The sequence below is a fragment of the Marinomonas ushuaiensis DSM 15871 genome, assembly GCF_000521805.1.
Lineage (GTDB): Bacteria > Pseudomonadota > Gammaproteobacteria > Pseudomonadales > Marinomonadaceae > Marinomonas > Marinomonas ushuaiensis.
Window position 1 is genome coordinate 187900 of record NZ_JAMB01000002.1, and the last position, 26586, is coordinate 214485.

Below are 26586 nucleotides of genomic sequence, written 5' to 3' on the forward strand. Positions count from 1 at the left end.
GAGCAATGAGCAATAAGTTATCTCAATTAAAAGAGTTCACAACCATTGTGGCCGATACCGGTGATATCACGGCGATTAAAGACTTTTTACCAGAAGATGCAACAACGAACCCGTCTTTGATGCTAAAAGCAGCACAAATCCCTGAATACGCTCCTTTCCTAGAACAAGCGGTTGCTTGGGCGAAAACCCAAAGCAATGACAAGGAACAACAAATCCTAGACGCTGGTGACAAGCTAGCGGTGATTGTTGGCACTGAAATTCTTAAATACGTTCCAGGCCGTATTTCTACAGAAGTGGATGCGCGTTTGTCTTTTGATAAAGAAGCAACCCTAGCGAAAGCTCGTAAACTGATTGCACTTTATGAAGAAGCTGGCGTCACTCGTGATCGTGTATTGATCAAGGCAGCTTCTACTTGGGAAGGCATCAAAGCAGCAGAAGAGCTAGAGAAAGAAGGCATCAACTGCAACCTAACTTTGTTGTTCTCTTTTGCTCAAGCGCAAGCCTGTGCTGAAGCCGGTGTTTACCTGATCTCACCTTTTGTTGGTCGTATCCTTGATTGGTACAAAAAATCCACTGGCCAAGAATACACAGCAGAAACAGACCCAGGTGTGGTTTCTGTGACTGAAATCTACAACTACTATAAAGAGCACGGTTACAAAACAGTGGTTATGGGCGCGAGTTTCCGTAACCTTGGCGAAATCGAGCAGCTTGCTGGTTGTGATCGTCTAACGATTAGCCCGAACTTGCTTGAAGAATTGAAGAAAGACGAAGGCAAACTTGAGCGTAAATTGATTCCAACAACGAACGTAAAAGCCGCACCAGCTTCAATTACTGAAGCTGGTTTCCGTTGGGCAATGAATGAAGACGCTATGGCGACTGAGAAATTGTCTGAAGGCATCCGTAACTTTGCTGTTGATCAGCGTAAGTTAGAAGTGACTTTGGCTTCTATGCTGTAAGCTTAGCTTTCATTAAGAAGTGCTATTGATATAAAAACGCGGCTCACCTGTAGAAATATAGGAAAGATGCCGCGTTTTTTATTTGAGCTTTTTATTTGAGCCTCTTATTAAAATAATAGGAACTGACATGACTGAATTCGAAAAGATGATCCGTGGTGAATCTTTTAATGGCATCGACACCGACCTACGCTTACGTAGAGAAGCGGCTCGCCTTGCTTGTGCGAAGTTTAATGCGCATCCGAGTAAGGGAAACTTGCGCCATATTACTCGACTTTTTGCCGAATTTGGTAGTCTGGTGATTGAACCGGGTTTTCAGTGCGATTATGGATCACAAATCCACATTGGCGAAAACGTATACATTAATTTCCATTGCGTTTTTTTAGACAGCGCTACGATTCATATTGGTGACAATGTTCTGATTGGCCCAGGGGCTCATTTGTATACGGTAGATCACCCAAGAGAAGCCAACTTACGCGCCGCTGGTGAATGCTTCTCTCGTCCCATCACAGTTGGCAATAATGTTTGGATCGGAGGTGGCGCTAAAATTTTACCCGGCATCACAATTGACGATAACGCCATTATTGCAGCTAACACAGTTGTGACCCGAAATGTACAAGAAAACGAGCGTTATTTCGGATAACTTTGATCGTATTTATTGTCCTCTTTTCATCCGTTTTCCATTTCATCTCATTTGTTATTTCCCTGTCATTTCTCTTATAGTTTTTTTTGCAAGATAGAGGTAGAACCACGTCTTTTTATTCCTTAATGAACATTTATTTGAATACTTCATTCAACTAGGTAAGTAATCAGTAATTGCAAAGGAAGTCCTGCTCCACACCCTATTTTCTCTGTGTTTTTCGCTATACTAGATGCATAAACATTCGCGGGAGAGGTCGCCTTATGAAAAATTGGATACTATTTTTAGCCAGTCTCATGGTGCTAAACGCTAACGCCTCAAATGCTGTCATTGTTGACGATTCACTGAATATTAAACAAGTAACGCAATTTGATGGCACGCCATGGGGTATTGCGTTACTTAATGATCAAGAAGCCATTGTCACCATTCAAAAAGGTGACGCTTATCGGGTTAATTTAACCAGTGGAGAAAAACAGCCTCTTACTGGATTACCAAATATCGACAGTAAAGGCCAAGGTGGTTTATTGGATGTGGCAAAATCACCAGAATTTGATAAACAGGCTTGGTTGTATTTCACCTATGTAAAACCATCTGCTGAAGGTTCACGTACAACATTAGCAAGAGCTCTTTTAGTCAATAACGATTTGACCCAATGGGAAGACTTGTTAGTGACAGAATCAGCATCGCCCTACACAAAGCATTATGGTGGTCGTATTGTTTTTGATGATAAAGGGCATGTGTTTTTCTCTATCGGTGATAGAGGTGTTCGGGAAAATGCTCAGGACTTAACCAATCATGCTGGTTCTATTATTCGTTTAAGTTTAAACGGCCAAGTGCCTGCTGATAACCCGTTTGTTTCTCATGCCAATATCAAAAATGAAATATGGAGTTATGGACACAGAAACCCTCAAGGCTTGTTTTATGATCAAAATACTCAAACACTTTGGTCAAATGAGCATGGCCCAAAAGGCGGTGATGAGATAAACCTAATACGCCCTGCTGCTAACTATGGCTGGCCGATCGTTTCTTACGGTAAAGAATATTCAGGCGCAGCGAGCATTGGTGAAGGTACAACAAAAGACGGCATAGACAACCCAGCTAAGGTGTTTATTCCTTCTATCGCACCAAGCAGCCTACTACGTTACCAAGGCATGTTGTTTTCCAATTGGAATGGCGATTTTCTATCAACCGCATTGGCGTTAAGACATTTGAACAAGGTGAAAATTGCCACAGACGGTAAAACCACTGAAACTCGTTATTTAGAGAATCTGGCTGAACGTCTTCGTTCTATTGCACAAGACTCTAAAGGCGCGCTTTATATTGGCACAGATTCTGGAAAGCTTCTCAAAATAACATTAGCTGTACAAACATCTCTTCAATAAATAATTAGACGAAATACAGATTGAGAAAAACAATAAAGGCTCATTTCAGCTATAAAATGAGTCTTTTTTTCGATCAATTTTGATATCCAATTTTATGCTCGTTTTAGTGATGAATTAAGAAAAAACTTATTCCTCCCAACTATCGGTGGAATCATCGCCCCAAGAATCCTCAAACTCTGATTCGTCACCCCAAGAATCCTCTTCTTCACCCCAGCTGTCATCACCAAAACTGTCATCCTCAAAGCCTTCACCCTCTGATTGATTTTGGTTGTCAGGAACATTGCCGTCGTACACTTCAAAAGCTCGGGTCTGTAAATACACATCTCGAATAAAAGTGTATCGATCACCAAAAATTAACGACTCAGCGCTCAATAGTCGAGCACGAGTTTCCACAACGTCTAATGCAAGTGTGGCAAGGTATTCTTCATATGTTAAGTCCAACAGCAAGTCTTCGCCACTATCATAGGCGGTATAATCCACCACCAATCCAGCACCGTCACGTAAAGTAGAAGGACCAAAGAAAGGCAACATCAAATAAGGCCCAGATGATACACCCCAATATCCTAAGGTTTGTCCAAAGTCTTCGTCGTATTCTTTTAAACCAAGTTCACTTGCCACATCAAAAATACCCAACCAGCCAGCGGTACTATTAATAATAAAGCGCCAAGTTGAAGACGCAGTGCCATCCCACTTGCCCTGCAACAGATTATTAGTGATATTGCCAATTTCACCAAGGTTAGAGAAAAAATTACTCACGCCTTTTTGCACGGGTGTTGGTGTTACCGCTTTATAGCCTTTTGCGACCGGTTTCAAAATAGCGCCATCTAACGTGTCATTAAACGTCAACATGGAACGGTTAAATCCTTCCCATGGATCTTCTTTGGTTTCTACCGGCACATGCGCACAAGATTGCACAAGCAATAACATAGAGCCAAAAAGTAAAGTGCCTATTACTTTAAACATTTTCACTACCCTTAACTTGTAAAACTTCACACACAGAGTTTGGCTAGAAAGCCAAACCCTTATCTATAAATTAAACCAATTTTTTAACGTCTTGCCACTGCTTAGAAAGACGTTTATCCGAAATAGGCTCTAATGTACCAACGGATTGAGCAAACAAAGAAATACGATATTCTTCTAACATCCAACGGTACTTCACTAGCTCTGGGTCGTATAGTGTTTTCTCGTCGTGGGCTTTCTTCTGTCTGGTATAGGTTTGCCACAAACCTTCCAATTCAGACACATAAGCATTTTCTTTGTTCAAATGATTTTGAAAACGCTCTAAACGCACTTCAATGCCTTTGAAATAACGAGGCAATTGCCCCAGCCAATACAGTGGCGTATTGCCTATAAAACCGGGGTAAATAAGCTGCCCAAGTTGAACCTTGATGTCGCCATAAATTCTGGTCCAAGGCAATGGAATGCTTCCCTTCATCTTTTTAGCAACACCCTGATAAGAAGAAAGCACTCGGTAAAGTTGTTCTGCCATTTCATTTGCCACCGTGATTAAATGCGGCTTATGGGTCAATACAGTCTGCTCGAATTCCGCCTTGGTACGAGGCAAAGCACGCCCATCTAAAAACACCTTATCTAATACCGCATTGAGCAAATCATTCAACAAGGTTTCTTTATGGCCCAAAGGTGAAAAGATCAACATCGACTCTTTTAGATGAGGTAAGTTCTTTTGTAAATAACGCACTTCTTTACTGAGCGTTAATTTCAATAAGGTAATCACACCTTTTCGGTGTGTTTCGATGGCGGTATTTCGGTCATCAAACATCTTCAACGAGACTTTGTCACCGTCTGCGACTAAGGCAGGAAACGCCGTCACTTTAATGCCTGCTTGTTTGATCTCTTGGCGCTCAGGAATGTCTTGGTCTGGCCAACCCGTTAAGCCTTCTTGTTCATGTTGCTTGGTTCCAAACTTGGCAAAGCTTTCTTGCACAAGATCACTAAACTGAGTTTGTAATTGTGCAAGGTCTTTACCAACACCAAGAATTTTCCCACGCTCATCAACCACTTCTAAATTCAAAGTAAGGTGAGAGTCCAATTTCTCTGCATTCCACTCGTTTAATGGAATATCGATCAGCGTTTCTCGCTTGATTTGCAAACTAAGCTGCTCAAGCAAGTCACCTTTGTCTTTTGAAAGGTTAGGATAAACACGATCAACAAATTGAGGAATCGGCACAAAACGCCGACGCAAGACTTTAGGCAAACTTCGTAACAGCGCCTCGCAACGTTCTTTAATAAAGCCCGGAACTGCCCATCCAAGATCGTCCAAACTCAACTGACGCAACAAACCAACAGGCACTTTTAGTGTCGCACCATCAGTTGTTTTTCCCGGATCAAATGTATAATCAATGGGTAAGGCGACACCATTTAAACCAAAGGAATCAGGAAACGCTATGTCATCCACATTGACATCTTGATTGATTAGATCTTCCCGTGACATCAACAAAACATCAGGCGATTGCTTAACAAAATACTCTAGGCTCTTTAAGTTACGAACATCCGCTGGCAGACGCTTGTCATAAAAATTAAATACGGTTTCATCGTCGACTAAAATATCGCGTTTTCGCAATTTCGCTTCTTGGGTTTCTAACGATTCAATCAGAGCTTTATTCTTACGAAAAAATGCCTGTTTGGTACGTAATTCGCCTTCCACTAGCCCAGAACGAATGAAGATTTCACGAGCTTCTTCTGGATTAACATGACCATAATCAATGCGGCGTTTAGCGACGATCACCAAGCCATAAAGCGAGACCTGTTCGCTCGCCATAATGCGGCCTTGGTTACGCTCAAAATGCGGATCAAAGTATTGGCGTTTGACAAACGGTGCAGCGTACTCTTCAATCCAAGCAGGGTCAATTTTAGCCGTTACTCGGGCATAAAGTTTACTGGTTTCAACTAACTCAGCCGCCATAATCCATTGCGGCGGTTTTTTGAATAACATAGACGCAGGAAAAATAGACAACTTGCGTGACCGACAACCCAGCATGTCTTTGCTGTCTTCCATTTTGTTGGCAACTTGGGTAAACAAGCCTGCCAATAAAGACCGATGAATGGCTTCGTAATGACGCTCTTCATGGTCGACTTCTTTGAAGCCAAGTTGCTTACAAGCAATCGTGATCTGGCGATGAATGTCACGCCATTCTCGCATTCGCATGAAATTCAAAAATTGCTTACGACAATATTGACGTAAATGATTTTGCGATAATTCTTGGCGTTGGACTTCGTAGCGTTCCCATAAATTCAAAAAAACGGCAAAATCAGAGTCTTCGTCTTTGTCGACCGCATGCGCTTGGTCAGATTGGGTTTTCTTATCTTGAGGACGTTCACGAGGATCAGGAACCGATAAGGCACTGACAATAATCGCCACTTCTTTTAAAACACTGTGCTGCTGAGCGGCAATCAAAATCCGACCTAATTTAGGATCAATCGGTAATTTAGCAAGTTGACGACCAATTGGTGTTAAACGCTCTTTATGCAAAGCACCTAATTCTGTCAAAGCGCGATAACCATCGTTGATCATGCGTTTTTCAGGCATTTCAACAAACGGGAATTTCTCAACCGCACCCAAACGTAAGTTTGCCATCTGCAAAATAACAGAGGCCAAATTAGTACGGAAAATTTCTGGATCGGTAAATTCCGCCCTCGTATCAAAATCCGCTTCATCGTATAAACGAATACAAATACCATCGGCCACACGACCACATCGCCCTGCTCTTTGATTGGCACTGGCTTGGCTGATCTTTTCAATTGGTAATTGTTGGACTTTAGAACGAACACTGTAACGACTAATACGAGCCAACCCCGGATCAATCACATAACGAATACCTGGAACCGTTAACGAGGTCTCCGCGACGTTGGTCGATAACACAATACGACGACCTGAATGCGATTTGAAAATTCGTTTCTGCTCGCTAGCGCTCAATCTGGCATACAAAGGCAAGACCTCAAGGGATCTTAATTCTGCTCGGCGTAAAATTTCAGCGGTTTCTCGAATCTCACGTTCACCAGGTAAAAACACCAAAATGTCGCCAGCACCGCGATAGCCAGATTGTCGCTCTTCCGCAATCAATAATTCAACCGCATCAAGCACGCCTTTTTCCATACTTTGGTCTTCGTCTAACTCTTCGGAATCTGATTTGCTCAATAAAGGCTGATAACGTACTTCTACAGGATAGGTTCGACCAGACACTTCAATCACAGGCGCGTTGTCAAAATGAGCTGAAAAACGTTCTACGTCTATGGTTGCCGATGTGACAATGACTTTTAAATCAGGACGAGCGGCCAGTACTTGCTTCAAATACCCCAACAAAAAGTCGATATTTAAGCTGCGTTCATGCGCTTCATCTATGATGATGGTGTCGTATTTATACAGCAGATTATCCTGTTGAATTTCTGCTAACAAAATACCGTCTGTCATCAACTTAATCAGGGTTTCTTCGGTACTTTCGTCACTAAAACGAACCTGAAAGCCTACTTGCTCACCAAGGCTAACTTGCAACTCATCACTGATACGTTCTGCTACGCTTCGAGCCGCAAGTCGTCTTGGTTGAGTATGACCAATAATACCGGCGATACCGCGACCAGCTTGCAGACACATTTTGGGCAATTGTGTGGTTTTACCTGAACCCGTTTCACCCGCAATAATAATGACTTGGTTATCTTCTATCGCCTTGATAATCTCATCCGCACGCGCGGCAACCGGAAGGCTTTCGTCGTAGGTGATTTTTGGCATACGAGCCATCCGCGCTTGATACAAAGCACTGGATTTTTCGACCATAGCGTCCACTTCGTTCACCATACGATCACTGGGTAAGCCGTCTTTTTGACGTTTCGCGAGTTGTGCTTTTTTACGGACAATAAGATGACGGTCTCGTGTCATCACAGCATGATTTTCCATGGTATCTAAAAAGGTATCCTGTCTAATGGGCGCTTACGCCGCTGATGCGTATTTTTTCAAATAACAAAAGCGGTGCGCGTATCTTCTATCTATATAGTTGGAAATTCTAACATTAATCCCCATCAAGAGGTTATAGTGAAACGTATACAGTAATGATAATCAGCAACCAATTGACCTAAAAAGGAAATGGCATGACTAACCACGTATTTGAAGATAACTCCCTTACCATTGGCAACACGCCACTTGTCCGTCTAAATCGCATTGGTAATGGTAATATCTGGGCAAAACTTGAATCTCGTAACCCTGCATTTTCTGTAAAATGTCGTATCGGCGCTAACATGGTTTGGGACGCAGAGAAAAAAGGCATTCTAACCAAAGGCAAATCACTGGTAGAAGCGTCAAGCGGTAACACAGGCATCGCCTTATGTTTCGTTGCCGCGTCTCGTGGTTACCCTATTACCATCACTATGCCATCTAGCATGAGCGTTGAACGCCGCCAAGTAATGAAAGCTCTCGGTGCGACCATCGTATTGACCGAACCAGCTAAAGGCATGAAAGGCGCCATTGCCAAAGCAGAAGAAATTGCACAAGACGACAACTTCGTACACCTTCAACAGTTTGAAAACGCAGCCAATCCAGAAATCCATGAACAAACTACAGGCCCAGAAATCTGGAAAGACACAAACGGCGAGATTGACGTTTTGGTTGCTGGCGTAGGCACTGGCGGCACAATCACAGGCGTGAGTCGTTATATTAAAAATACGCAAGGCAAAGCCATCACCAGTGTTGCTGTAGAACCAACAACGTCTCCTGTCATTACACAAACAATGAATGGCGAAACACCAACACCAGCACCTCACAAAATCCAAGGCATCGGTGCGGGATTCATCCCGAAAAACCTCGACCTTTCTATTATTGATCGCGTTGAACAAGTCTCCAATGAAGACGCCATCGCTATGGCAAAACGCTTAATGCGCGAAGAAGGTATTCTATGTGGTATTTCTTGTGGTGCCGCCGTGGTTGCCGCAGAAAAAATGAGCAAAGAAGCCGAATTCGCGGATAAGAAAATCGTCGTGATCTTGCCAGACTCAGGCGAACGCTACTTGTCTACTGCTTTGTTTGAAGGTGAATTCTCAGACAACGAATTGGTTCAGTAATAAATAACCATAATGTAAATAAATCTAATAAAAATCCCGCTTAAGCGGGATTTTTTTGTTTTTTATAAACGAATGTATTTCTGGTATCGGTTAATGTACTTTCTTCGTACCGTGACGAACCATGTCTTTACCATTTTCATAAACGTCTTGGCTTACCCAACGGCCTAAAATCAACTGCTGCTTATCATCCAATACCGCAATAAACGGACGACCATCCGTATTATTTGTCGCCAATGCCACCCCTTCTACATTCGCCAAACCAAGGCCACCCGTTTCAATCGCATACAAAAAGGCTTCAAGTTCGTCTAAGGTTTCAATTACATCATTGTTATTAATCATTTTACTTTCTCTGTAAGGTCTTAAATACGGCAAGGATAGCAGGAGTATTCGTGGAGTTGAAAGTGACGATTAAATCGAGACCCTTAATCTAAGCAGTGTAAATTTATTTTTACTATTTTCTCTCGAATGGCATCACACACAAAAGTACTTAAACTTTGCCCTTCAGTCGCCAGCGCAGTTTACTCAACACAACGCCTCATTAGTTTTAATATTGAATGAACCTTTGCAAGATTTTTGAAACGTGCAATTCGGCTCTTTATAAGACAAAAGATACTCATCAACCGAACGGCGACATTCAATATTAGGCTATTTCAGTGGCATGGTGTCATAGATCACAGCATCACGAATAAAAGCAAGTTTGCCCTTGTACTAAAAATGTACTTGCGATTCTGTTATTTCTTTCTTCTCATAACCAAACTACGTTAATAACCTGACTAAGCCTCTCCAAGAAAATTTTTTTAGCAGATCCATGCCTCTCTTACTTGCACTCTATGTCTCTTTCATACTGAAAACAGTATGAAAGTATTGGTGTTATTTTGAGGAGCGTCTACAGCCCAAGACCCAGAACCGAAAATGGTTTTTAAACCGTATTTAAGACTGCTGGATCGTCTAGTCGACGATCGAGCAGCCTTGACAATTTAAGTGGTTCGACTCATCAGCTTTGTTCAAAAATTAGGCTCCTGCCCAAAATGCATCAAAAAACAAGCAGAACCGTTGACATCGCATGGTTGACATCGCATGTATAAGTCGTATAGATTGTTTTTACACTAACAAACTGCTGGCTATAGATGAAGACAATGTTGAGGACGCGAAACCACATCAGCTTCTTATCATATTGGTTGCAAAGACGAAGCCCCGCACATCTGACCAAGAATGATTAAAACAAGCACTTCGCACTATGTGGGGTGCCTACGATCGGAGGATTGTTGATGACAATCGTGAATATAGGCTCGATAAATAGAGACTTGACTTTCAAAGTACCGCACTTCCCTGTTGCGGGAGAAACAATCACGGTTGAGAGCTGCGCGTCTGGTTTAGGCGGCAAGGGGCTCAATCAATCCGTTGCAATCGCACGTGCTGGGGGGAACGTCATTCATGCAGGCGCTGTCGGCGAGGATGGAACGCAACTGCTGGAGCAGATCGAGAAGCTCGGCGTAAACGTTGATGCGGTTTCAGTTTCGGCTGAACTCGATACAGGCCTAGCGAATGTCTTTGTTGATCATAGCGGTGACAATGCGATCGTGATCAGTGCAGGTGCGAATGCGGGCATTCCTTACGCCCCACTCATGGAAATCTTGAAGCAAGTGGGCCACGGAAACTGGCTCTTGTTTCAAAACGAGGTCACCTTGTCAGAAGAGGTTCTTGTTGAGGCTAAGAAGAACGGCTTAAAGATCGCATATTGCGCGGCCCCCTTCGACAGCGAGACCGTCTCCCCTTTACTTAAACATATCGACATATTGTCAGTGAACGAGATAGAACTCGAGCAACTTAAACAACATTGCCCTGAAGAATTGGCAAACTGCCAGTTTGATTTGCTGGTTACGCTAGGTGAACGTGGTGCATACTTCCGCTCTGGAGAGATTACGACAAAGGTTGTCTCTCATCGCGTGAGTGTTGTTGACACAACTGGCGCTGGAGACACTTTTTTCGGGTATTTTTTGGCACATTATACGAATGGCGTTGACGTGGGTTCATGTCTGGAAATCGCCAATCGTGCGGCGGCTATTCAGGTCACACGATTGGGTGCTGCCGATAGTATTCCGACCGCTGCGGAAGTGGACGCATTTTCCCCAAAATCCCCTACGAATGAGAGTATTCTTTGATGAAATATATTATCGACACAGATCCTGGGCACGACGATTTTTTTGCAATCTTATACGCGATACGGCGGCTCGACGTAGTTGGGCTAACAACTGTTTTCGGTAACTCAACAGTCGATAACACGACGCAAAATGCTCTTCGCATTTGTGATTTGGCTCAGTCGGATGTGCCCGTTGCAATCGGCGCAGGTAAGCCAATTGTTGGAGATTTTGTTGTTTCCGCGATCCACGGCAATGACGGACTGCAAGGCGGAAAATCTATTCCCCAGACAGAGCGAAAAGCAGATCCACGCAGTGCCGTTGAGTTTCTCATTGAAATGGGACGCGCACATGCCGGGTCGCTTTCGTTGATCGTTCTGGGCCCGATGACAAACATCGCCCTTGCGCTGCGCATTGAGCCCAAACTGGCGGACTGGATTTCTGAGATTTCCTTTATGGGCGGCGCGACTGCGACCGGCAATGTTGCGGCATTTGCAGAGGCAAATGTCTGGAAAGATCCAGAAGCGGCACAGATGGTTTTGAGCTCTGGAATTCCTTTGCGGATGGCAGGGTTGAATTTGACCAATCAGGCCCGCCTGTCGCAAACTCAGGTCGATCAGCTGGCAAATGCTGGGACGAAAATTGGCCAACATGCGTCCGAAATTTTGGCGTTTTACCTCAAACAACATTCCGCACGCTATACGCACCCTGACGGCCCAATGCATGATCCTTGCGCTGTTATATCATTGGTGCACCCTGAACTATTCAAATTTCGCGATACCGCAGTCTCTGTCGAGCTTGCCAGCCCCCAGCTTCGTGGGATGACAATATGTGACATGCGTGAAATCGCACCGTTTCCAGGCGAAGTCTTGCCCGAGCCGAATGTAAAAGTCGGCGTGCAACTTGATGGCCCCGCCTGTGTGGACGCAATGATCGAGGCTATTCTCGAATATCGCTAACCACATACCTACGTTAAAAAATGCCCCACAGAAGGGCCTGTATCCGTGCAGATCGCGGCTTATCTAAAAAGGAATGAAAATATGAAACATATCAAACACATTACGTTAGCAATGGCGGCTTCGATGTTTGTCGCTGGTGCCGCAACTGCCGATGATATTGAACTTAGCACTATCGGTCTGTCCTTTTCGGACGGCGCCTTGGCTGGCCTCTTGAGCGATGCTGCAGCCACAACGGACGGCATTACGGTTACAAGCGAACAACTTCCGTTTGGACAATTGTTCTCAGCGATCGAAGTTCGCCTGCAGGCGCGCAACGAAAACCCAGATTTGTTCTTTGTCGACGGCCCAATGACCGCATCATACACGATGCGCGGGCACCTTACCGCACTTGACGACATCTTGCCGGATGCGTCCGAGATTTATACTTCGGCGGCGCTACAACAAGGTATGGTAGCTGGAAAACTGATGTCTGTACCGATTGAAAGCAGCACGGTTGTCATGCTGGTGAACAACTCTTTGTTCGAAGCAGCAGGCATCGAGGCACCAACCAACGATCCAGCAGACCGTTGGACTTGGGAAGAGGTCCTTGCGGCAGGGAAAACAATTTCCGAATTGGACGAAAGCACTTGGGGGTTCAACTTCCATTACAGTGACAGCCCTTACATGGCGTTGGTCATGCCGCAGTCCAATGGTGCGACGTTGATCGGTGAAGACGGGGTTACAGCAACAGGTTACGTTGACAGCCCTAAATTTGTCGAAGCTATGTCTACTTATGCCGAACTCTACAACACTGGGATTGCTCCTGCTGGCATGTATGACTACAGCTTGGCATTGGAACTTTTCCTAAATGGTAAAGTGGGCATGTTTGCTGGTGTTGTGTCTGACGCAATCGCAGCTGAAGGCCGCGACGGTTTGGATTTCACAGTCGCGCCTATGCCTTACTTTGAAGGCGGCACACCTGTAACACCAACTGGCAGCTGGCATGTTGGCATCAACCCGCGCACAGAGCACCCAGAAGAAGCTGCAAAATTGGTGCAGGCACTTGCGAGCCCTGAGTTCATCTCGGCTTACTTTGACAAGCGCGCAAACCCACCTGTTCTCACTGAAGCTTGGGATAGCATGAGCGAAAAGTTGGACACGCCTCTTTGGACATTGGCTCGATATGAGATTCAGAACACAGCAATGGCACGTCCATCTATCGGCGGCTGGCTTGAGTATGACTCAATTTTGCGCAATGCGCTTCGCGAAATCCAAAGTGGTTCTGACGTTGCAGAGCGTCTGAGTGCCGCTGCGGTTGAAATGAACCGTGAACTGAAGAAGTACGCAAAATGATGACTAAAAAGCCCGACACACCAGTAGCAATCCCTGCTGCCAATCGTTTTTCGAGGGCAGCACGAAAAAAACCAATTCTTGATCCACAAAGGCCAAGCTGGGCGACACTCTTGATGTTTCTGCTGCCGGCAGTTGCGCTTCTCATTGTATTCCGATTGACCCCGATCGGAATTTCGATCGGGGGCAGTTTCACCAGTCAATCCCTTCTGGGGGAGACTGCATTCGATGGTTTGGGTAACTATAAAGAGCTCTTTTCGGACCCAAGTTTTTGGAACTCTGTTTACGTAACGTTGTTGTTCAACGTCATCATTAACCCGCTTCAGATTTTCGTAGCATTCATCATGGCACTTCTGGTCTTTGCGCCAGGTAGGTTCCTAACGTTCTTCCGAGTTTCCTTCTTCTTGCCGATGACGATGTCGACGGCCCTTGTGGCTGTTATGTGGAACTTGTTGTTCGACCCGAACCTTGGGCTCGTAAACTCAATTCTTGCGCACACATCGATGGGGCGTCAGGGGTTCTTCTTTGATGAGGATCAGGCGCTTGGTTCGATGATCTGGATTTCAACGTGGAAAGGCGCCGGCTACTACATGATCTTCCTTCTTGCGGGCCTGTTCCGTATTTCCGAGGAGTTGTACGAAGCTGCGCACGTCGATGGAGCGAGCTCTTGGCAGCAACTCCGGTTTATCACATTGCCGCAAATGAAGCGCACGTTCCTCTTTGTGTTTGTGGCCGATACCACCGTGAACCTTCTCTTCTTTGCGCCTGTTTTCATTATCACACGCGGCGGTCCGAATGGCGCCACCGATACGCTGATGTACAGAGCATACGAAAGTTCTTTCACGTTTGTGGATTGGGGCCGCGCCCTTTCATTATCTTGCATTCTTTTGGCTCTCGTCGCGATCGTGGCCTGTGCTCAGATGCTGTTTTTTAAACCAGGAGAAGGCGAATGAGCGATACAACCCGCCCTGGCTCAAATAGACCTATCTTACATTTCGGACGCTACACTCTTATGTGGGCTTTGGCCGTCCTCGCACTGGCCCCGCTCCTTTGGATGTTCTTGTCCTCCCTACGCCCGACACAAGAAATGTTCGCGCATGCGAGCAGTTTTTCATGGCATACAATCTGGCCTGAAACGTTCACGTTCCAGAACTACACTGCTCTTCTTGAAACAGGTTTTCCGCGTGCCATTGGGAACTCGCTCTTCATTGCTGTCGTGACCATGGTGGTTGGCGTCTTCGTCAATGCGGCTGCTGCATTCGCCTTTGCGACCTTTGATTTCCGGTTTCGCGGACCGTTGTTTTTGTTGGTCCTACTGACAGCCATGATGCCTTTCGAGGCCATCGTATTGCCGCTCTACATGTTGGTAAACGCACTTGGTATGATCGACAGCTACTCGGCCTTGATCGTTCCGGAATTGGCAAACGGTTTTGTGATTTTGATGTTCAGACAGTTCTTCGCGGCGATTCCGCGTGAATTGTACGAAGCAGGTCGCATCGACGGTGCGTCGTGGCTCCGGATTTTCCTGACCATTGCATTGCCAGTCTCATGGCCTGTTATTCTCACTGGTTCCATTATGATTTTCATCACCCAATTCGAAGCGTTCTTCTGGCCGCTTGTTGCTGCCCCGTCAGCAGAATTGACCGTGGCACAAGTGGAAATTGCAAAGAACATCAGCCTTGAAGGCGCAAACTGGGGACAGCTGTTCTCCTCCATGAGTATCGTTTGTGTAGTTGCAGCACTTCCGTTCCTTGTGTTCCAGCGCTTCTACATCCGCAACGTCGCTTCCAGCGGCATCAAATAAAAGAAGGCATACCCAAAATGGCTCAAGTAAAAATAGCACAGGTCCGTAAGGCGTATGGTGACAATGAAGTCCTTCACGGGGTCGATATTGATATCCCCGATGGCAGCTTTACGATCCTCGTAGGACCTTCGGGTTGTGGCAAATCTACACTGTTGCGCATGATCGCAGGTCTCGAAGCAATCAGCGACGGTGAAGTTATCATTGGCGACAAAGTTGTTAATGACATCTCGTCCCCGGAGCGCGACATCGCAATGGTATTCCAAAACTACGCGCTCTACCCACACCTGACTGTGGCTCAAAATATGGGTTTCTCGCTCAAAGTCGCTAAGGTTCCTAAGGCTGAGATCGAGACGAAAGTAAAAGACGCAGCGAAGATGCTCGGATTGACGGAATACCTAAATCGTCGCCCACAAAAGCTCTCCGGTGGGCAACGTCAACGTGTTGCGATGGGCCGCGCCATTGTGCGAGATCCGTCTGTGTTCCTTTTCGATGAACCGCTCTCCAACCTCGATGCCAAAATGCGCGGCCAAATGCGGACAGAGCTACGATCCATGCACCGCCGTTTGGGCTCGACTATGATCTATGTTACGCATGATCAAATCGAGGCTATGACGATGGCCGATCAGATCGTTGTCATGAACGGTGGTTACGCCCAACAAATTGGTGCACCGTTAGACATTTATGACCGCCCTCAAAATTTATTTGTCGCAAGCTTTATTGGCGCACCGGCGATGAACTTTTTGAAAGCAAAAGCTGAAGGTGGTCAGGTGCATCTGACCGACGGAACGCTTGTAGATATGAAGGTCTCCGACACTGTGACTGGCGATGTTATCGTCGGCGTTCGTCCTGAACACTTGACCCTAGATCCCAATGGCGCCCTGCAAATCACAGTTGATGAAGTCGAGCCGACTGGTTCTGAAACTCATATCTCGGCGACAACGGCTGCTGGGATCGCTGTCAAACTGGTGACGGCTGAGCGCGTAAGTGCGGAGTCGGGTGCAGCGCTAAAGGCCGCCTATCAGGCTGACAAGCTACACTTGTTTGACGCAGAAACGACTAATCGCATTGAAACGCTGTAATGCCGCTCTGATAGCGCCGTTCAGGCGTTGATCACGAGGGGGGCAGATGGTTCCGACGAAAAGAAATTCAATGATTGTTTTGGAAGTTCGTCGAGCTAGCCCCCCTTCCCTACGCGGGCCCAAACGTAAATTTCGCTTTGGGTTCTGCGTGCCATCTTTTCTTACAGACTAGGAATAGCGGAGCACGGCACCCGTAGTGCTAAATGGTAGGCTCAGATATTTTTTTCAGGAGGGACTGCAACATGTCCGCCTCATCCGCGCTAAGCGGCGCAAGGGTCGCATTCGTAATATCCCGTCCAACAGGGATCATGTCATGCATCGCCGCAAGCGCGTCTTCCGTTGGTTCCAACAGCACCATTCGCTTGTCGGTCGGGCTTGGGCTTTTTTTGATATATCCACGTTTGCTCAATCGTTGCACGACGCCATTGATCGTCGCTTGGTCCATCCCAGCTTGGCGTCCCAATTCGTTTTGAGATATCTTACCCATCTGTTTCAGTCGCACCAAAACCGTAAACTGTTGTGGCGTTAAGCCTTCAAGCATGCGTTCCGCGAAGATACTGACATGGCGTTGCTGCGCGCGTCGCAAAAGGTAGCCAATCTGGCTGTCCAAGTTATAGTCGTCAGATCGATCTTCGGTGGAGCTCATGCGATATCTCTCAAAATTACGGGCCGGCCCACGTATCCTAATCGATATCTTAGCTATTAGCCAGCGAGTGGCACTGTCAAAGGATTATACCCGTAGACCCATGCTGGATCTTCAGGGTTCTTCAACCAAGTGTTCTTATTTGATTCTGTTGAGATCTTAACAGGACACACACATTAAAAATCACATAAATCATAAAAAAAATCGAAGCGTAATCTTTTCAATAATTTGGTTACATTGGATTTTTTCTTCACTTATCGCGTAAGAAAACATATTTAAGACATTAAAAAGCCCAAAATCTGGTTTAGTGGAAATTCAAGGGAAGGAGATTAAATAGTGTTATTAGCTGAGAAACTGACGTCTTTTTTGACTTGGCTTTCGCTGCCTGTGATTTGACTCGCAGTAATGAACGATTGAATATTCTTTTCCAACTACGCCGCCAGTTCTTTTTCCAAACTCTGTCGTAATACACCCGAATTTAAGTCTCTTCTACTTGTTTTATAAGCACTAAACCCCTTTCACTCCTTGATTACTTCATTCCGTTATTCTTTTAGGAACCTCTTTTCATTTAGTGCCTGACTCCTAAAATGACCAGCGTGTTTTTGCATGGTGTTTTAATAGTCAACCAAGCCAAGATGTTCATTCTAATAAGATTTTGACGCCCAAAAGAGTGACCTACATGACCCAGAGATCACGCCAGTCTAGTGGTTTAAAGAAAATCAAAGGGAAATAACGACAGAATCTCGTTGTGTAATACAAAAGTCAGGATCAAAACTTTTGACGCCGTCTTTTATGTTTCGAAACCTGGGGGCGGAAAGGATTCAAGCCTTTTACCGTTTACCTTACAAAATGACTTATTTACTTAGTTCAAAACGATCTTCATATCATCTTTAATATTCTTTAAATTTATATATAATTCACGCTTAAATTTTAATTTACTGGAGTGCTCTAATGCGCCAATTCGTAACTCTCATGGTTTTGTTTTTATCTGGCTGGAGTAGTTTAGTCGCCGCTACCGACAAATCCCTTGAAATTGGCTACATGCCCATTATTCCGATTTCCCAAGCCTTTATTATTTTGGAAGATAATACTTTGGAAAGCGCGGGAGTTAGCGACCCTGAGTTGTTTCAATTTCAAAATGGCCCAGCCATTGTACAAGCGCTTTTGGCCGGTCAGTTAGACGTTGCTTATCTTGGTATTGGGCCCGCAATGGTTGCCCGCGCTAAAGGTGCAGATATTAAAGTAGTCGCCTCTAACATTGTTGAGCAGATCAGTATGGTGGCGTTAGGTAGCTTGTCACCTTACTTTGATAACGGTGATGCAAAAACAGCGTTCGCTCGTTTCAAAGCAGACAAAGGTCGTAAAGCGGTCATTTCCACTTTCCCTAGAGGCTCTGTGCCAGAAACGGTGTTGCAGTATTGGTTGCAAAAACAGTTAGGCATGAGTCGTGATGAAATCAAACAAAATATCGACATTATTTACCAAGGCGCGGCTCAGGTTCAACAAGCCCTAATGACCGAGGCGGTAGATGGCGCGGCAATTTTAGAGCCTGTCGTTAGCATCATTCGCGACAAAAAATCCGATGCAAAAGTTGTCGCGTCTGGTTCTGGTATGTTTCCTCATCAACCTGGTGCTGTCATGGTTGTACGTGAATCACTAATTAATGAACATCCTGAGCTAGTAAAAGCGTTAGTGAAAGCACACATCGCGGCAACCGACCAATTACGTAATGATCCAGAAAAAGCAGTGAAGGCCGTTGGTAAATACGTCGGTGGTGGTCGTTTACCGAAGAAGATTGTCTTGAATGCATTAAAAAATTCACGTAATCAATTCGAAGCTAACCCGAATGCCATTATTGACGGCACTCGTACCATGCATGATTTTCAAGCTAATCAGGGCACACTGAAAGTAAGTGTTGATCTTAATGCCTTGTTTGATGTTCGTTTTTATAACGATTTAGTTAAGGAGTAATAGCCCATCATGGCATCACAGGCTCACCCTTTAACACGATCCCGATTAGGGCGTGCTTTATTGGGAATCATCGGTGTGGCGGCGTTTGTCATGCTCTGGAAATATGCCCAGTCAGCAGGTTGGGCAGCAGCAGGAACCATACCAGACCCCTTTAAATTACCACAAGCACTGGTTGATGAATGGACATCTGAACGTTTATTACCAGCGGTTCTTTCTAGTTTGGTTCACTATGCTTGGGGCTTGGCGATTGGTACGTTTCTTGGTTTTTTGGTCGGTACCTTAGCCGCCTCGTCGTCTTTGCTAGACGCATTACACGCTTGGTTGGCGCGGATTCTTCGCCCTATTCCACCTTTGGCTTGGGTTGTCTTTGCCATTGCTTGGTTCAAAGTTAGCCATGCAGGAGCTGCCTTTGTTATTGCGATAGGCGTGTTCTGGGTAAATTACTTTGCGACTTATTCTGCAGTGCGTAATGTGGATTCCCGTTTTTATGAATTGGCTCGTGCTTTTGGTCAAAACGGACATTTTCGTCAAGCGCTTCAAGTGACCTTGCCGGGAGCCGCAACGGGGATTTTTTCAGGCATACGTACCGGTATTGGCCAAGCTTGGATGACATTAATCGCTGCTGAATTGTTGGGCGTTCCAGGAATGGGACAAGAAATGAATTCAGCCGCAGGCGTTGGTGCTTACGAAGTGGTTGTGGTTTACATGCTAATTATTTCTCTGGTTTACACCTTGAGCGATACCCTGTTTGGTTTTATTGAAAAGCGAGTACTGACATGGCGTCCATCCTAAATATTGAAGACTTAAGCTACCATTATCGTAACAGTCCAGATCCCGTTTTTGCTGATTTGAATCTTCGGATGGAAGATGGTGAGTTCATCGCTGTCGTTGGTGGCTCTGGCGTTGGCAAATCGACTCTATTACGTTGTGTTGCCGGCCTTACTACAGCGAGTCATGGCAGCATTACTCTTGATGTTGAGGAAGATGATACCCGACGTTCTCGCAGTGTTGTGTTTCAAGATGGTCGTCTAATGCCTTGGCGTCGATTGCGTAGCAATGTAGCTTATGGACTAACAGGACTCAAACTCACAGCAGAAGAAAAACGCAACCGAGTAGATGAAGTACTAAAACTGACTCGTCTTGACGAGTTGGCTGAGCGTTGGCCACATCAATTATCTGGCGGACAAGTGCAGCGCGGAGGCATTGCCAGAGCCTTAGCGGTGCAACCTCACTTGTTATTGATGGATGAGCCTTTCAGTGCGGTAGACGCGATTACTCGTCAACATTTACAAGATCAGTTGCTAGCAATCTGGGAACAAACTCGTAAAGCAGTGATGTTTATCACCCATGATATTGAAGAAGCGGTATATTTAGCGGACCGTGTGGTGGTACTGTCTGGTTCACCTGCGAACATAGTGTTAGATAAGCGAATTGATCTATCTCGCCCACGTCATCGTGGTACAGATGGATTACAAAAAATCGCTCAAGAGATTGCAAACGCACTTTAATTTTTAAGAGGATATCGCTATGGCAGTTACTCAATTGTTGATCCATGCACCAACAGTAGATGCTCTAAAACGAGCTCAGAATAACGCACGTAATTTACTAAAACTAGAACCCGATGCTCAAATAGAAATCGTCGTCAATGGCCCAGCGGCAGCATTGGCCGTTACCTTTAGTGACGAGGATATTTTAAATAGATTAGTGATTTGTCGTAACAGCCTACAAGCGCAAACACTTTCCGTCCAAGCTAACGTGAAACAAGTCGATGCAGCGGTTCAGTACATTGCTCATCAGCAAATGAAAGGTTGGTCTTACATGCGAGCGTAAGACCTTTGGTCTGTGAATAGTGATGCGGGTAAGAGAGAAGAAAGAAGAGATAATATATAAAAGCTAGGGAAGGCTTTAATTATCTAAACGATGTAAACCCGCCATTTCTTTCTTTTCATAGCCAAGTTGAGTTAACAAACTGAGTTTACGACGCTTAAGGGTCTGTTTTGATTTGGCAGACAACTTCACCACCATCAAACACACACAACTCCCCTTCTTCCATTTGTTCCCATTTCTCATCTTGGGTTAGAGGTTGTGTCGCGATGACGGTGACGACGTCTTTGTCTGTGGTGACTTCTTTGAAGTCGATGATGACGTCTTCGTCCGATAAGGTCGCTTTTTTAAAGGGTGCTCGGCGGGTGATCCAATGAAGTTTGGTGGTGCAAAAGCAATATAATTTGTCGCCATCTGACAGCATCATATTGAAGACACCACGAGCTTTTAGTTGCAACGCCAGTTCAGATAAAGCGCCAGAGAGCATTTCTAGAGAAGGTTCATTTTCACCAAATCGCGATTGCAGCTGCTCAATGATCCAGCAAAAAGCACGTTCTGAATCTGTGCTACCAAGCGGGTGATGAACAGAGACTGGCAACAAAGCCATTGCGTCTTCAAGTTGTCCATTGTGAGCGTATGACCAAGTTTTCCCCCAAAGCAAACGGCTAAAAGGATGCGTATTTAATAAACAAACTCCTCCAACATTGGCTTGGCGAATATGGCTGATAACAATGTCGCACTTTAATGAGGTGCTGCTGATGATTTCTGCCATGTCGGAGTCGGCGCTGGGTCTTGGGTCATGAATCGACCAAACATCGCCATCGCGGTACATGGCCATTCCCCAGCCGTCTTTGTGTGGCCCTGTTCGACCGCCACGAGCGCGTAATCCTGAAAAACTAAAACATATATCCGTTGGCACATTCGCGCTCATGCCTAATAACTCACACATCGTTTACGTCATCACCTTTTGCAGATTTATTTTTCTTCGACAATCGGTACAAGAATATACCTCCGCCTATTATTAAAAGACCACCTAAATTCAGCGCAGCATACATTATCCATTCTGTGGAGGATATGCTCACTTCTTGCTGTTGGTTAGCCGCTTTTTCTGGATTAAGCGGTAAAGTTCTATCTGGAATGGCCTCTTCACTTTCTCCCACTTCATTAACGATAGAAATAGCAGGCGGAACCAAGACTGGCATCAGATCATTATTAGACGATGTGGTAGGCGTCAATAAAATATTCACTGGTACCTCTTCACCTAGCATTACTTTTACATCTCCGTCGCCTTCGCGCGAGTAGCTCCAGTAAGGAGTCCAATAATCAAAACGCAACCCTGTTTGTGTGACGCCAACTAATTTTGCTCGTACTTTAACGCTGTCATTAGAGGAAACTGGAATTATTTTTTCCCAATGTCCTTGACCAACAAGAGGCATTTCTTCAACTTCAACCGCACCGCTGTTATAAGTAAATTCAAGCCTCATGTTTGAACGTAAAATATTTAGTTTCAAGTTTACGGGCTTTGCTGAAAAAGCGACTAGATTACCTTCGGGATTGCTTCCAGAAAATTCAACCGCTGGATGAACGGTAAAATATTGGCTCAGTTGGCGTGAAAAGGTTTTCCCATCAATCAAGCTAATAAGTTCATAGTTACCCGGCTCTGTGATACCTGCTACACGCTGTTTAAATTGGCTGTTCGATTTGGTCATTTCATAGGAAAAAATAGTTTCTTTTTTCTCTCCGTTAAGGCGTACTAAAGTTTGACTAACGGTCAGTAAATTTAGAACCTTATCGTCTTTGATTTGCACATCTCTTTCAAACAATCCAACGGTGGAATAAATCATTTCATTTACAAAAACTATTGGCGATATTGGTGTGGCTTGGGCGCTTAAGTTCGTAATAATACGAATACTACTACGTTCAAGGTCAACATTATCGACTTGCCATTCGCCAGAATCCGGCTTGCTGATGGTTATTAGAGTGTAATGATCAGACGCCGATACGGTCGCACTGGTTTTATTCACCAAGGACAAGACGTTACCATTCGGTTTTATAATATGTGGCTGTATGCCATTTTCGTGAAATACGACCAACGTAAGTTCATCAATCGCATCATCAACAACAAAGCGGTTGCCGTCAAAAGGCAATTCATCCGATGGCGATGCTTGAGAAAAAATACGATCAAATGTCGCGAGTAAATCTTCTGGAATGGCAACTTCTGTATGAGTGGCGCTGGTTCTAAGGGAAAGAGATTCAAGCAGTTCTTTGTCGGTATAGCCTGTCATTGAAATGGTATGCAGATGAATACCGTTTTCTTCTAGCTTTTTCGTTAAATCATTCAGGATACGATCTCGCGATGCTTTATTGATTTCCTCATCCAAACTGATATCAACCATGCCATCGGTCACTAAAATCCAATGACGATCAAAACCTTGGTCTAAATCACCCGCATCTGGCGTTTCTAGAAGCAGTTTCATAATAGCTTCTAAATCGGTTTTTACATCTTGTGTTACGTAGCTATTAACATAATTAGCGAGCTTGGCTTTGGTGTCTTTATTAACTGGTGCTTCAGGCAATAAAACACGAGGTGCTTCACCAAATAACCAAATACCAAGTGTGGCTTTTTCTTCTGGCGCAAGATTTGAGATAAGACGCAGAGCCTCAGCGGTGAGTTTATCAGGGTCACTGATCAACATACTGCCGGAAGCATCCACAATAACGCGGAATTGAGTATCCGCTTGACTCAGTGGAGCCAAGAAGAATAAAACGGCAGATAACAACACAGTATTTACTTTCAACCACTTCACGTTTGCGAACTCCTTGAATTACTTTGCTGACATTAGCCACTGCTTTCGATCAAGTTACATCATACGGCTCTGGCATACCATGCACCCACTTTATGATGTGAATGTCCCAATCTTCTTCGTCCACTGTATTCTCATTCACTGCATAATGTCGAACGGTTAATCCTTGATTCAACATTTCTTGATTGTTACCTACGATCAAAGGATGCCAATTCGGTAGGTTTTTCGTCTCGTGCAACACACGATAGCTACAGGTATCTGGCAACCAATGAAATTCATCAATCTGATCTGCTGTTAACGTAATACAACTTGGCACTTCTGTTTGTCGAGTTTTGTATACTTTGCATTGACAGGTTGCTGGATTAAGTTGATGGCAAGAAAGGTTCGTATAAAACACTTCTTCTGTTTCATCGTCCTGCAACTTCTGCAAGCAACATTTACCACAACCGTCGCAAATAGATTCCCATTCGACTGGAGACATTTGCTCCAATGGTGTGGTTTTCCAAAAAGGTTCTGTACGCTTTGCAATCATAGATCTTTAGCAACCATCGTTCGTTAGTAAACAGCTTGTGTTGGTGTTTTATAAAGATCTAATAAATATTCATCTTTAACTGGCGGCAATTGCAAATAAAAACCTTTCTCTCGAATACCTTTCGTCACGTTTTCCGGTGTTGCTCGAGCTAACTTACTTTCATTCGTTAATAACATTGTCATGGCACTAATACCTTTTCCAAAACGCGCCATAAGCTCTTCTGGAATTTTTTTAAGACCAATGCTTTTTTCTACATACAAGTACATTCCATCATGTTTTGAAGAGCGAAAAACTTCTACGATTAAGTGCTGTTTCATAATTTTCTCAAAGCGATTTTCTCGCTGTATTAAAACTTTTAAACTTTGATTTTTAGTATATTTCCCGAATTAATTTTTTTTAAACTTTTCCAATACGGGATCAATAATGGCATCACGTCGCCAGCCATTCATGGCTGGATTTTTCCAATCAATTTGGGTGCCATCGTACAAATAACGTACCAAAGGCTCTAATAACTTACGCTTCATCATGGCTTCTGGTGCAATATTCAATGCGGTGGAACGCTCACGAACAAAAGATTTAATCGACTTGCTCAAATCTCCTGTTTGAGAAGGCAAAGGAATTTCCAGTGGCAATTGATATTCATCTGCAGACAATTCGTCAACCAACGCCATTTTTTCTAGGATCACATCACCGTATAAACGATGCTGTCGACCGGTTAATTCTTCTGCTTCAGAAATGGCTTTATGATGAGTCGGTAAGATTTTAGATAAAGACCACAATGTACGATCCTTTAATATCTTTCCTTTTGGTACATCTTCTTTACGCGCTTGTTCATCACGCCAAATAAACAACAATCTCAGTAAAGTCAAACCTGCTGGAGACAAACGCCAAGCCGTTTTTACGCCAGCCCAGTTTTGCTCTGGGTCTGAGTTCATTTGATATTGCCATTTCAAAGATTCACAATCTTCTAATACCCAATCAAGCATGTTTTTTTCAGCTAGACGAGCAATTTGCAAAGGATATACTTTGGCTAAATAAACAACATCAAGAGCGGCATAACGCTTTTGTGCATCCGTTAATGGACGTTGAACCCAATCAGACTGAGTTTCATCTTTGGCCACTTCAATCTTTAAGTATTCATGAATCAGCTTAACGTAACTTAACGACCATTGGCCTGTTGCATACGCTTCACCGATTTGTGTGTCATAAAATGGTGTTGGTAAAACACCTAATAGACGATCAAAAACATCTAAATCTTCAGAGCAAGCATGGAACACCTTCATCACAGAAGGATTTACCATAAGAGCGCGCAACGGATCCCATTCATCGATATTAAGAGGATCAATCAGTACAGCTTTGTCACCTTCACTAATCTGAATCAACCCTGTAATAGGAAAATAGGTTGTGCGACGAATAAATTCAGTATCAACAGCAATCACTGGCAATTGCGTCCAGTAATCACACCAACTTATCAGTGATTCATTGTCGGCAACCCAAATAATATTCAGAGGCTCATCTTGGTCATTCATTTTAGAGTGTCTTCCGTCCCTCTAACGCTAACGCCAGAGTGTTTCCATCAACGTATTCAAGCTCGCCACCCATAGGAACGCCATGAGCAATACGGCTAACATTGATGTTCAATGTTTTTAATTTTTCAGCAATGTAGTGACAAGTCGCCTCGCCTTCTACTGTTGAATTCGTGGCAATAATCGCCTCTTCAACATCATTGTGCTGAACCAAGGCTTCCAAACGATCTAAGCCTAATTCTTCTGGGCCAATTCCATCAATCGGAGATAAATGCCCCAATAAAACAAAATAGCGACCAGTGAAAGTACCTGCTGATTCAATCGCTACAACGTCTGCTGGTGTTTCTACAATACACAAACGCTTTGGATCACGCTCCGGGTCTTGGCAAAGCTGGCACTCTGATTCTTCGGTCAGAGTGCGGCAACTTGAGCAACGCCCGACTTTGTCGAGCGCTTCACGTAATGCGTTCGCCAATCTATCAGCCCCTTGATTATCACGTTCGAGTAAGTACAAGGCCATTTTTTGAGCCGATCTTGGCCCAACACCTGGCAAACAACGCAATGATTCCATCAACTCTTTTATTAAGGGACTAAACAAAGCAAACTCCTAGAAAGGCATTTTGAAGCCTGGTGGCAAAGACATACCTGCCGTCGCCGCTTCCATTTTTGCTTTTTGATCAACTTCAATATTACGCACGGCATCGTTTACTGCCGCTGCGATTAGGTCTTCTAGCATTTCTTTATCATCAGCAAACAAAGAATCATCAATTGAAACACGCTTAACATCGTGACGACCTGTCATGACGATCTTAACAAGGCCTGCACCGGCTTGGCCTTCTACTTCCATATTGGCAACTTCTTCTTGCGCTTTCTGCATGTTTTCTTGCATCTGTTGCGCTTGGCGCATCATGTTACCCATACCACCTTTAAACATAA

Annotated in this window: 25 protein-coding genes; 14 read left to right on the forward strand and 11 right to left on the reverse strand. The window is 44.5% G+C overall.

Annotated elements, in window-relative coordinates; genetic code table 11:
• Positions 1 to 5: 5 nt before the first annotated feature.
• The 3 genes from tal (at position 6) to MUS1_RS04345 (ending at position 2975) form a co-directional block, all read left to right on the forward strand.
• Entirely contained in the window at positions 6 to 956 is a 951-nt protein-coding gene (tal, locus tag MUS1_RS04335) for a transaldolase (RefSeq protein WP_036159539.1), read from the forward strand.
• Positions 957 to 1083: 127 nt separating this feature from the next.
• Positions 1084 to 1596 (forward strand): sugar O-acetyltransferase, encoded by a 513-nt coding sequence (locus MUS1_RS04340; RefSeq protein ID WP_036159541.1) that lies wholly within the window; start codon positions 1084 to 1086, stop codon positions 1594 to 1596.
• A 260-nt stretch (positions 1597 to 1856) separates the two neighbouring features.
• Positions 1857 to 2975 (forward strand): PQQ-dependent sugar dehydrogenase, encoded by a 1119-nt coding sequence (locus tag MUS1_RS04345; protein ID WP_036159543.1) that lies wholly within the window; start codon positions 1857 to 1859, stop codon positions 2973 to 2975.
• A 126-nt stretch (positions 2976 to 3101) separates the two neighbouring features.
• Here MUS1_RS04345 and MUS1_RS04350 read toward each other — a convergent pair whose 3' ends face one another.
• Positions 3102 to 3938, reverse strand: a complete 837-nt coding sequence (locus MUS1_RS04350; RefSeq protein WP_036159545.1) for an MlaA family lipoprotein — start codon at positions 3936 to 3938, stop codon at positions 3102 to 3104.
• A gap of 70 nt (positions 3939 to 4008) precedes the next feature.
• A complete protein-coding gene (gene hrpA, locus MUS1_RS04355; protein WP_245595749.1) occupies positions 4009 to 7866 on the reverse strand; it encodes an ATP-dependent RNA helicase HrpA in 3858 nt (1285 codons plus the stop codon).
• 209 nt (positions 7867 to 8075) lie between these two features.
• On the opposite strand from hrpA, the gene cysK reads away from it, so the two are divergent.
• Complete coding sequence (gene cysK / locus MUS1_RS04360; protein WP_036159549.1) at positions 8076 to 9041, forward strand: cysteine synthase A; 966 nt, start codon at positions 8076 to 8078, stop codon at positions 9039 to 9041.
• Between the two features lie 90 nt (positions 9042 to 9131).
• On the opposite strand, the gene MUS1_RS04365 is transcribed toward cysK, so the two are convergent.
• Positions 9132 to 9380 (reverse strand): hypothetical protein, encoded by a 249-nt coding sequence (locus MUS1_RS04365; RefSeq protein WP_036159551.1) that lies wholly within the window; start codon positions 9378 to 9380, stop codon positions 9132 to 9134.
• Positions 9381 to 10309: 929 nt separating this feature from the next.
• Between MUS1_RS04365 and MUS1_RS04370 the strand changes: the two genes are divergently transcribed.
• The 6 genes from MUS1_RS04370 to MUS1_RS04395 all read left to right on the forward strand — a co-directional run bounded on the left by MUS1_RS04370 (position 10310) and on the right by MUS1_RS04395 (position 16350).
• The gene (locus tag MUS1_RS04370) at positions 10310 to 11203 is read left to right on the forward strand and encodes a ribokinase (RefSeq protein ID WP_036159553.1); all 894 of its coding nucleotides are present in this window, start codon (positions 10310 to 10312) and stop codon (positions 11201 to 11203) included.
• The gene (locus tag MUS1_RS04375) at positions 11203 to 12138 is read left to right on the forward strand and encodes a nucleoside hydrolase (protein WP_051436100.1); all 936 of its coding nucleotides are present in this window, start codon (positions 11203 to 11205) and stop codon (positions 12136 to 12138) included. The genes MUS1_RS04370 and MUS1_RS04375 overlap by 1 nt, the downstream gene beginning before the upstream one ends.
• Positions 12139 to 12336: 198 nt before the next feature.
• On the forward strand, positions 12337 to 13470 hold the full coding sequence (locus tag MUS1_RS04380) for an ABC transporter substrate-binding protein (protein ID WP_169731109.1): 1134 nt from the start codon (positions 12337 to 12339) through the stop codon (positions 13468 to 13470).
• Positions 13467 to 14420 (forward strand): carbohydrate ABC transporter permease, encoded by a 954-nt coding sequence (locus MUS1_RS04385; RefSeq protein WP_051436101.1) that lies wholly within the window; start codon positions 13467 to 13469, stop codon positions 14418 to 14420. Before MUS1_RS04380 ends, MUS1_RS04385 begins: the two co-directional genes overlap by 4 nt.
• Positions 14417 to 15271 carry a carbohydrate ABC transporter permease gene (locus MUS1_RS04390; RefSeq protein ID WP_051436102.1) on the forward strand — a complete coding sequence of 285 codons (855 nt, stop codon included), beginning with the start codon at positions 14417 to 14419 and terminating at the stop codon, positions 15269 to 15271. The genes MUS1_RS04385 and MUS1_RS04390 overlap by 4 nt, the downstream gene beginning before the upstream one ends.
• 17 nt (positions 15272 to 15288) lie before the next feature.
• Positions 15289 to 16350: an ABC transporter ATP-binding protein gene (locus MUS1_RS04395; RefSeq protein WP_036159557.1), complete on the forward strand. Its 1062-nt coding sequence runs from the start codon at positions 15289 to 15291 to the stop codon at positions 16348 to 16350.
• Positions 16351 to 16549: 199 nt separating this feature from the next.
• Here the strand turns inward: MUS1_RS04395 and MUS1_RS04400 are convergent, their stop codons facing one another.
• Positions 16550 to 16996, reverse strand: coding sequence for a MarR family winged helix-turn-helix transcriptional regulator (locus tag MUS1_RS04400; protein WP_036159559.1), 447 nt, complete (start codon positions 16994 to 16996; stop codon positions 16550 to 16552).
• Between the two features lie 948 nt (positions 16997 to 17944).
• Here MUS1_RS04400 and MUS1_RS04405 point away from each other — a divergent pair.
• Genes MUS1_RS04405 through MUS1_RS04420 form a run of 4 tightly spaced genes read left to right on the forward strand, consistent with a single transcriptional unit; the run spans position 17945 to position 20794 of the window.
• Positions 17945 to 18964: an ABC transporter substrate-binding protein gene (locus MUS1_RS04405; RefSeq protein ID WP_036159561.1), complete on the forward strand. Its 1020-nt coding sequence runs from the start codon at positions 17945 to 17947 to the stop codon at positions 18962 to 18964.
• 9 nt (positions 18965 to 18973) lie between these two features.
• Complete coding sequence (locus MUS1_RS04410) at positions 18974 to 19756, forward strand: ABC transporter permease (RefSeq protein ID WP_084035554.1); 783 nt, start codon at positions 18974 to 18976, stop codon at positions 19754 to 19756.
• A complete protein-coding gene (locus MUS1_RS04415) occupies positions 19741 to 20472 on the forward strand; it encodes an ABC transporter ATP-binding protein (RefSeq protein WP_036159563.1) in 732 nt (243 codons plus the stop codon). Before MUS1_RS04410 ends, MUS1_RS04415 begins: the two co-directional genes overlap by 16 nt.
• Positions 20473 to 20491: 19 nt before the next feature.
• The gene (locus MUS1_RS04420; protein ID WP_036159565.1) at positions 20492 to 20794 is read left to right on the forward strand and encodes a DsrE family protein; all 303 of its coding nucleotides are present in this window, start codon (positions 20492 to 20494) and stop codon (positions 20792 to 20794) included.
• A gap of 154 nt (positions 20795 to 20948) precedes the next feature.
• Here MUS1_RS04420 and MUS1_RS04425 read toward each other — a convergent pair whose 3' ends face one another.
• The 7 genes from MUS1_RS04425 to MUS1_RS04455 all read right to left on the reverse strand — a co-directional run bounded on the left by MUS1_RS04425 (position 20949) and on the right by MUS1_RS04455 (position 26584).
• Complete coding sequence (locus MUS1_RS04425) at positions 20949 to 21737, reverse strand: class II glutamine amidotransferase (RefSeq protein WP_036159567.1); 789 nt, start codon at positions 21735 to 21737, stop codon at positions 20949 to 20951.
• Positions 21730 to 23595: a VWA domain-containing protein gene (locus tag MUS1_RS04430; protein WP_036159568.1), complete on the reverse strand. Its 1866-nt coding sequence runs from the start codon at positions 23593 to 23595 to the stop codon at positions 21730 to 21732. The genes MUS1_RS04425 and MUS1_RS04430 overlap by 8 nt, the downstream gene beginning before the upstream one ends.
• Positions 23596 to 23644: 49 nt before the next feature.
• Positions 23645 to 24124 (reverse strand): YcgN family cysteine cluster protein, encoded by a 480-nt coding sequence (locus tag MUS1_RS04435; RefSeq protein WP_036159571.1) that lies wholly within the window; start codon positions 24122 to 24124, stop codon positions 23645 to 23647.
• A 23-nt stretch (positions 24125 to 24147) separates the two neighbouring features.
• Positions 24148 to 24441, reverse strand: coding sequence for a YcgL domain-containing protein (locus MUS1_RS04440; RefSeq protein WP_036159572.1), 294 nt, complete (start codon positions 24439 to 24441; stop codon positions 24148 to 24150).
• A 69-nt stretch (positions 24442 to 24510) separates the two neighbouring features.
• A complete protein-coding gene (gene rnd / locus MUS1_RS04445) occupies positions 24511 to 25653 on the reverse strand; it encodes a ribonuclease D (RefSeq protein ID WP_036159574.1) in 1143 nt (380 codons plus the stop codon).
• Between the two features lies 1 nt (position 25654).
• A complete protein-coding gene (gene recR / locus MUS1_RS04450; protein WP_036159576.1) occupies positions 25655 to 26248 on the reverse strand; it encodes a recombination mediator RecR in 594 nt (197 codons plus the stop codon).
• Between the two features lie 9 nt (positions 26249 to 26257).
• Entirely contained in the window at positions 26258 to 26584 is a 327-nt protein-coding gene (locus tag MUS1_RS04455; protein ID WP_036159578.1) for a YbaB/EbfC family nucleoid-associated protein, read from the reverse strand.
• Positions 26585 to 26586 lie beyond the last annotated feature (2 nt).

What these genes read in the sequence shown, in the direction of transcription:
- tal (WP_036159539.1), top strand. Translation starts at nt 6, where the DNA reads ATGAGCAATAAGTTATCTCAATTAAAAGAGTTCACAACCATTGTGGCC.
- MUS1_RS04340 (WP_036159541.1), top strand. Translation starts at nt 1,084, where the DNA reads ATGACTGAATTCGAAAAGATGATCCGTGGTGAATCTTTTAATGGCATC.
- MUS1_RS04345 (WP_036159543.1), top strand. Translation starts at nt 1,857, where the DNA reads ATGAAAAATTGGATACTATTTTTAGCCAGTCTCATGGTGCTAAACGCT.
- MUS1_RS04350 (WP_036159545.1), bottom strand. Translation starts at nt 3,938, where the DNA reads ATGTTTAAAGTAATAGGCACTTTACTTTTTGGCTCTATGTTATTGCTT.
- hrpA (WP_245595749.1), bottom strand. Translation starts at nt 7,866, where the DNA reads ATGACACGAGACCGTCATCTTATTGTCCGTAAAAAAGCACAACTCGCG.
- cysK (WP_036159549.1), top strand. Translation starts at nt 8,076, where the DNA reads ATGACTAACCACGTATTTGAAGATAACTCCCTTACCATTGGCAACACG.
- MUS1_RS04365 (WP_036159551.1), bottom strand. Translation starts at nt 9,380, where the DNA reads ATGATTAATAACAATGATGTAATTGAAACCTTAGACGAACTTGAAGCC.
- MUS1_RS04370 (WP_036159553.1), top strand. Translation starts at nt 10,310, where the DNA reads ATGACAATCGTGAATATAGGCTCGATAAATAGAGACTTGACTTTCAAA.
- MUS1_RS04375 (WP_051436100.1), top strand. Translation starts at nt 11,203, where the DNA reads ATGAAATATATTATCGACACAGATCCTGGGCACGACGATTTTTTTGCA.
- MUS1_RS04385 (WP_051436101.1), top strand. Translation starts at nt 13,467, where the DNA reads ATGATGACTAAAAAGCCCGACACACCAGTAGCAATCCCTGCTGCCAAT.
- MUS1_RS04390 (WP_051436102.1), top strand. Translation starts at nt 14,417, where the DNA reads ATGAGCGATACAACCCGCCCTGGCTCAAATAGACCTATCTTACATTTC.
- MUS1_RS04395 (WP_036159557.1), top strand. Translation starts at nt 15,289, where the DNA reads ATGGCTCAAGTAAAAATAGCACAGGTCCGTAAGGCGTATGGTGACAAT.
- MUS1_RS04400 (WP_036159559.1), bottom strand. Translation starts at nt 16,996, where the DNA reads ATGAGCTCCACCGAAGATCGATCTGACGACTATAACTTGGACAGCCAG.
- MUS1_RS04405 (WP_036159561.1), top strand. Translation starts at nt 17,945, where the DNA reads ATGCGCCAATTCGTAACTCTCATGGTTTTGTTTTTATCTGGCTGGAGT.
- MUS1_RS04410 (WP_084035554.1), top strand. Translation starts at nt 18,974, where the DNA reads ATGGCATCACAGGCTCACCCTTTAACACGATCCCGATTAGGGCGTGCT.
- MUS1_RS04415 (WP_036159563.1), top strand. Translation starts at nt 19,741, where the DNA reads ATGGCGTCCATCCTAAATATTGAAGACTTAAGCTACCATTATCGTAAC.
- MUS1_RS04420 (WP_036159565.1), top strand. Translation starts at nt 20,492, where the DNA reads ATGGCAGTTACTCAATTGTTGATCCATGCACCAACAGTAGATGCTCTA.
- MUS1_RS04425 (WP_036159567.1), bottom strand. Translation starts at nt 21,737, where the DNA reads ATGTGTGAGTTATTAGGCATGAGCGCGAATGTGCCAACGGATATATGT.
- MUS1_RS04435 (WP_036159571.1), bottom strand. Translation starts at nt 24,124, where the DNA reads ATGATTGCAAAGCGTACAGAACCTTTTTGGAAAACCACACCATTGGAG.
- MUS1_RS04440 (WP_036159572.1), bottom strand. Translation starts at nt 24,441, where the DNA reads ATGAAACAGCACTTAATCGTAGAAGTTTTTCGCTCTTCAAAACATGAT.
- rnd (WP_036159574.1), bottom strand. Translation starts at nt 25,653, where the DNA reads ATGAATGACCAAGATGAGCCTCTGAATATTATTTGGGTTGCCGACAAT.
- MUS1_RS04455 (WP_036159578.1), bottom strand. Translation starts at nt 26,584, where the DNA reads ATGTTTAAAGGTGGTATGGGTAACATGATGCGCCAAGCGCAACAGATG.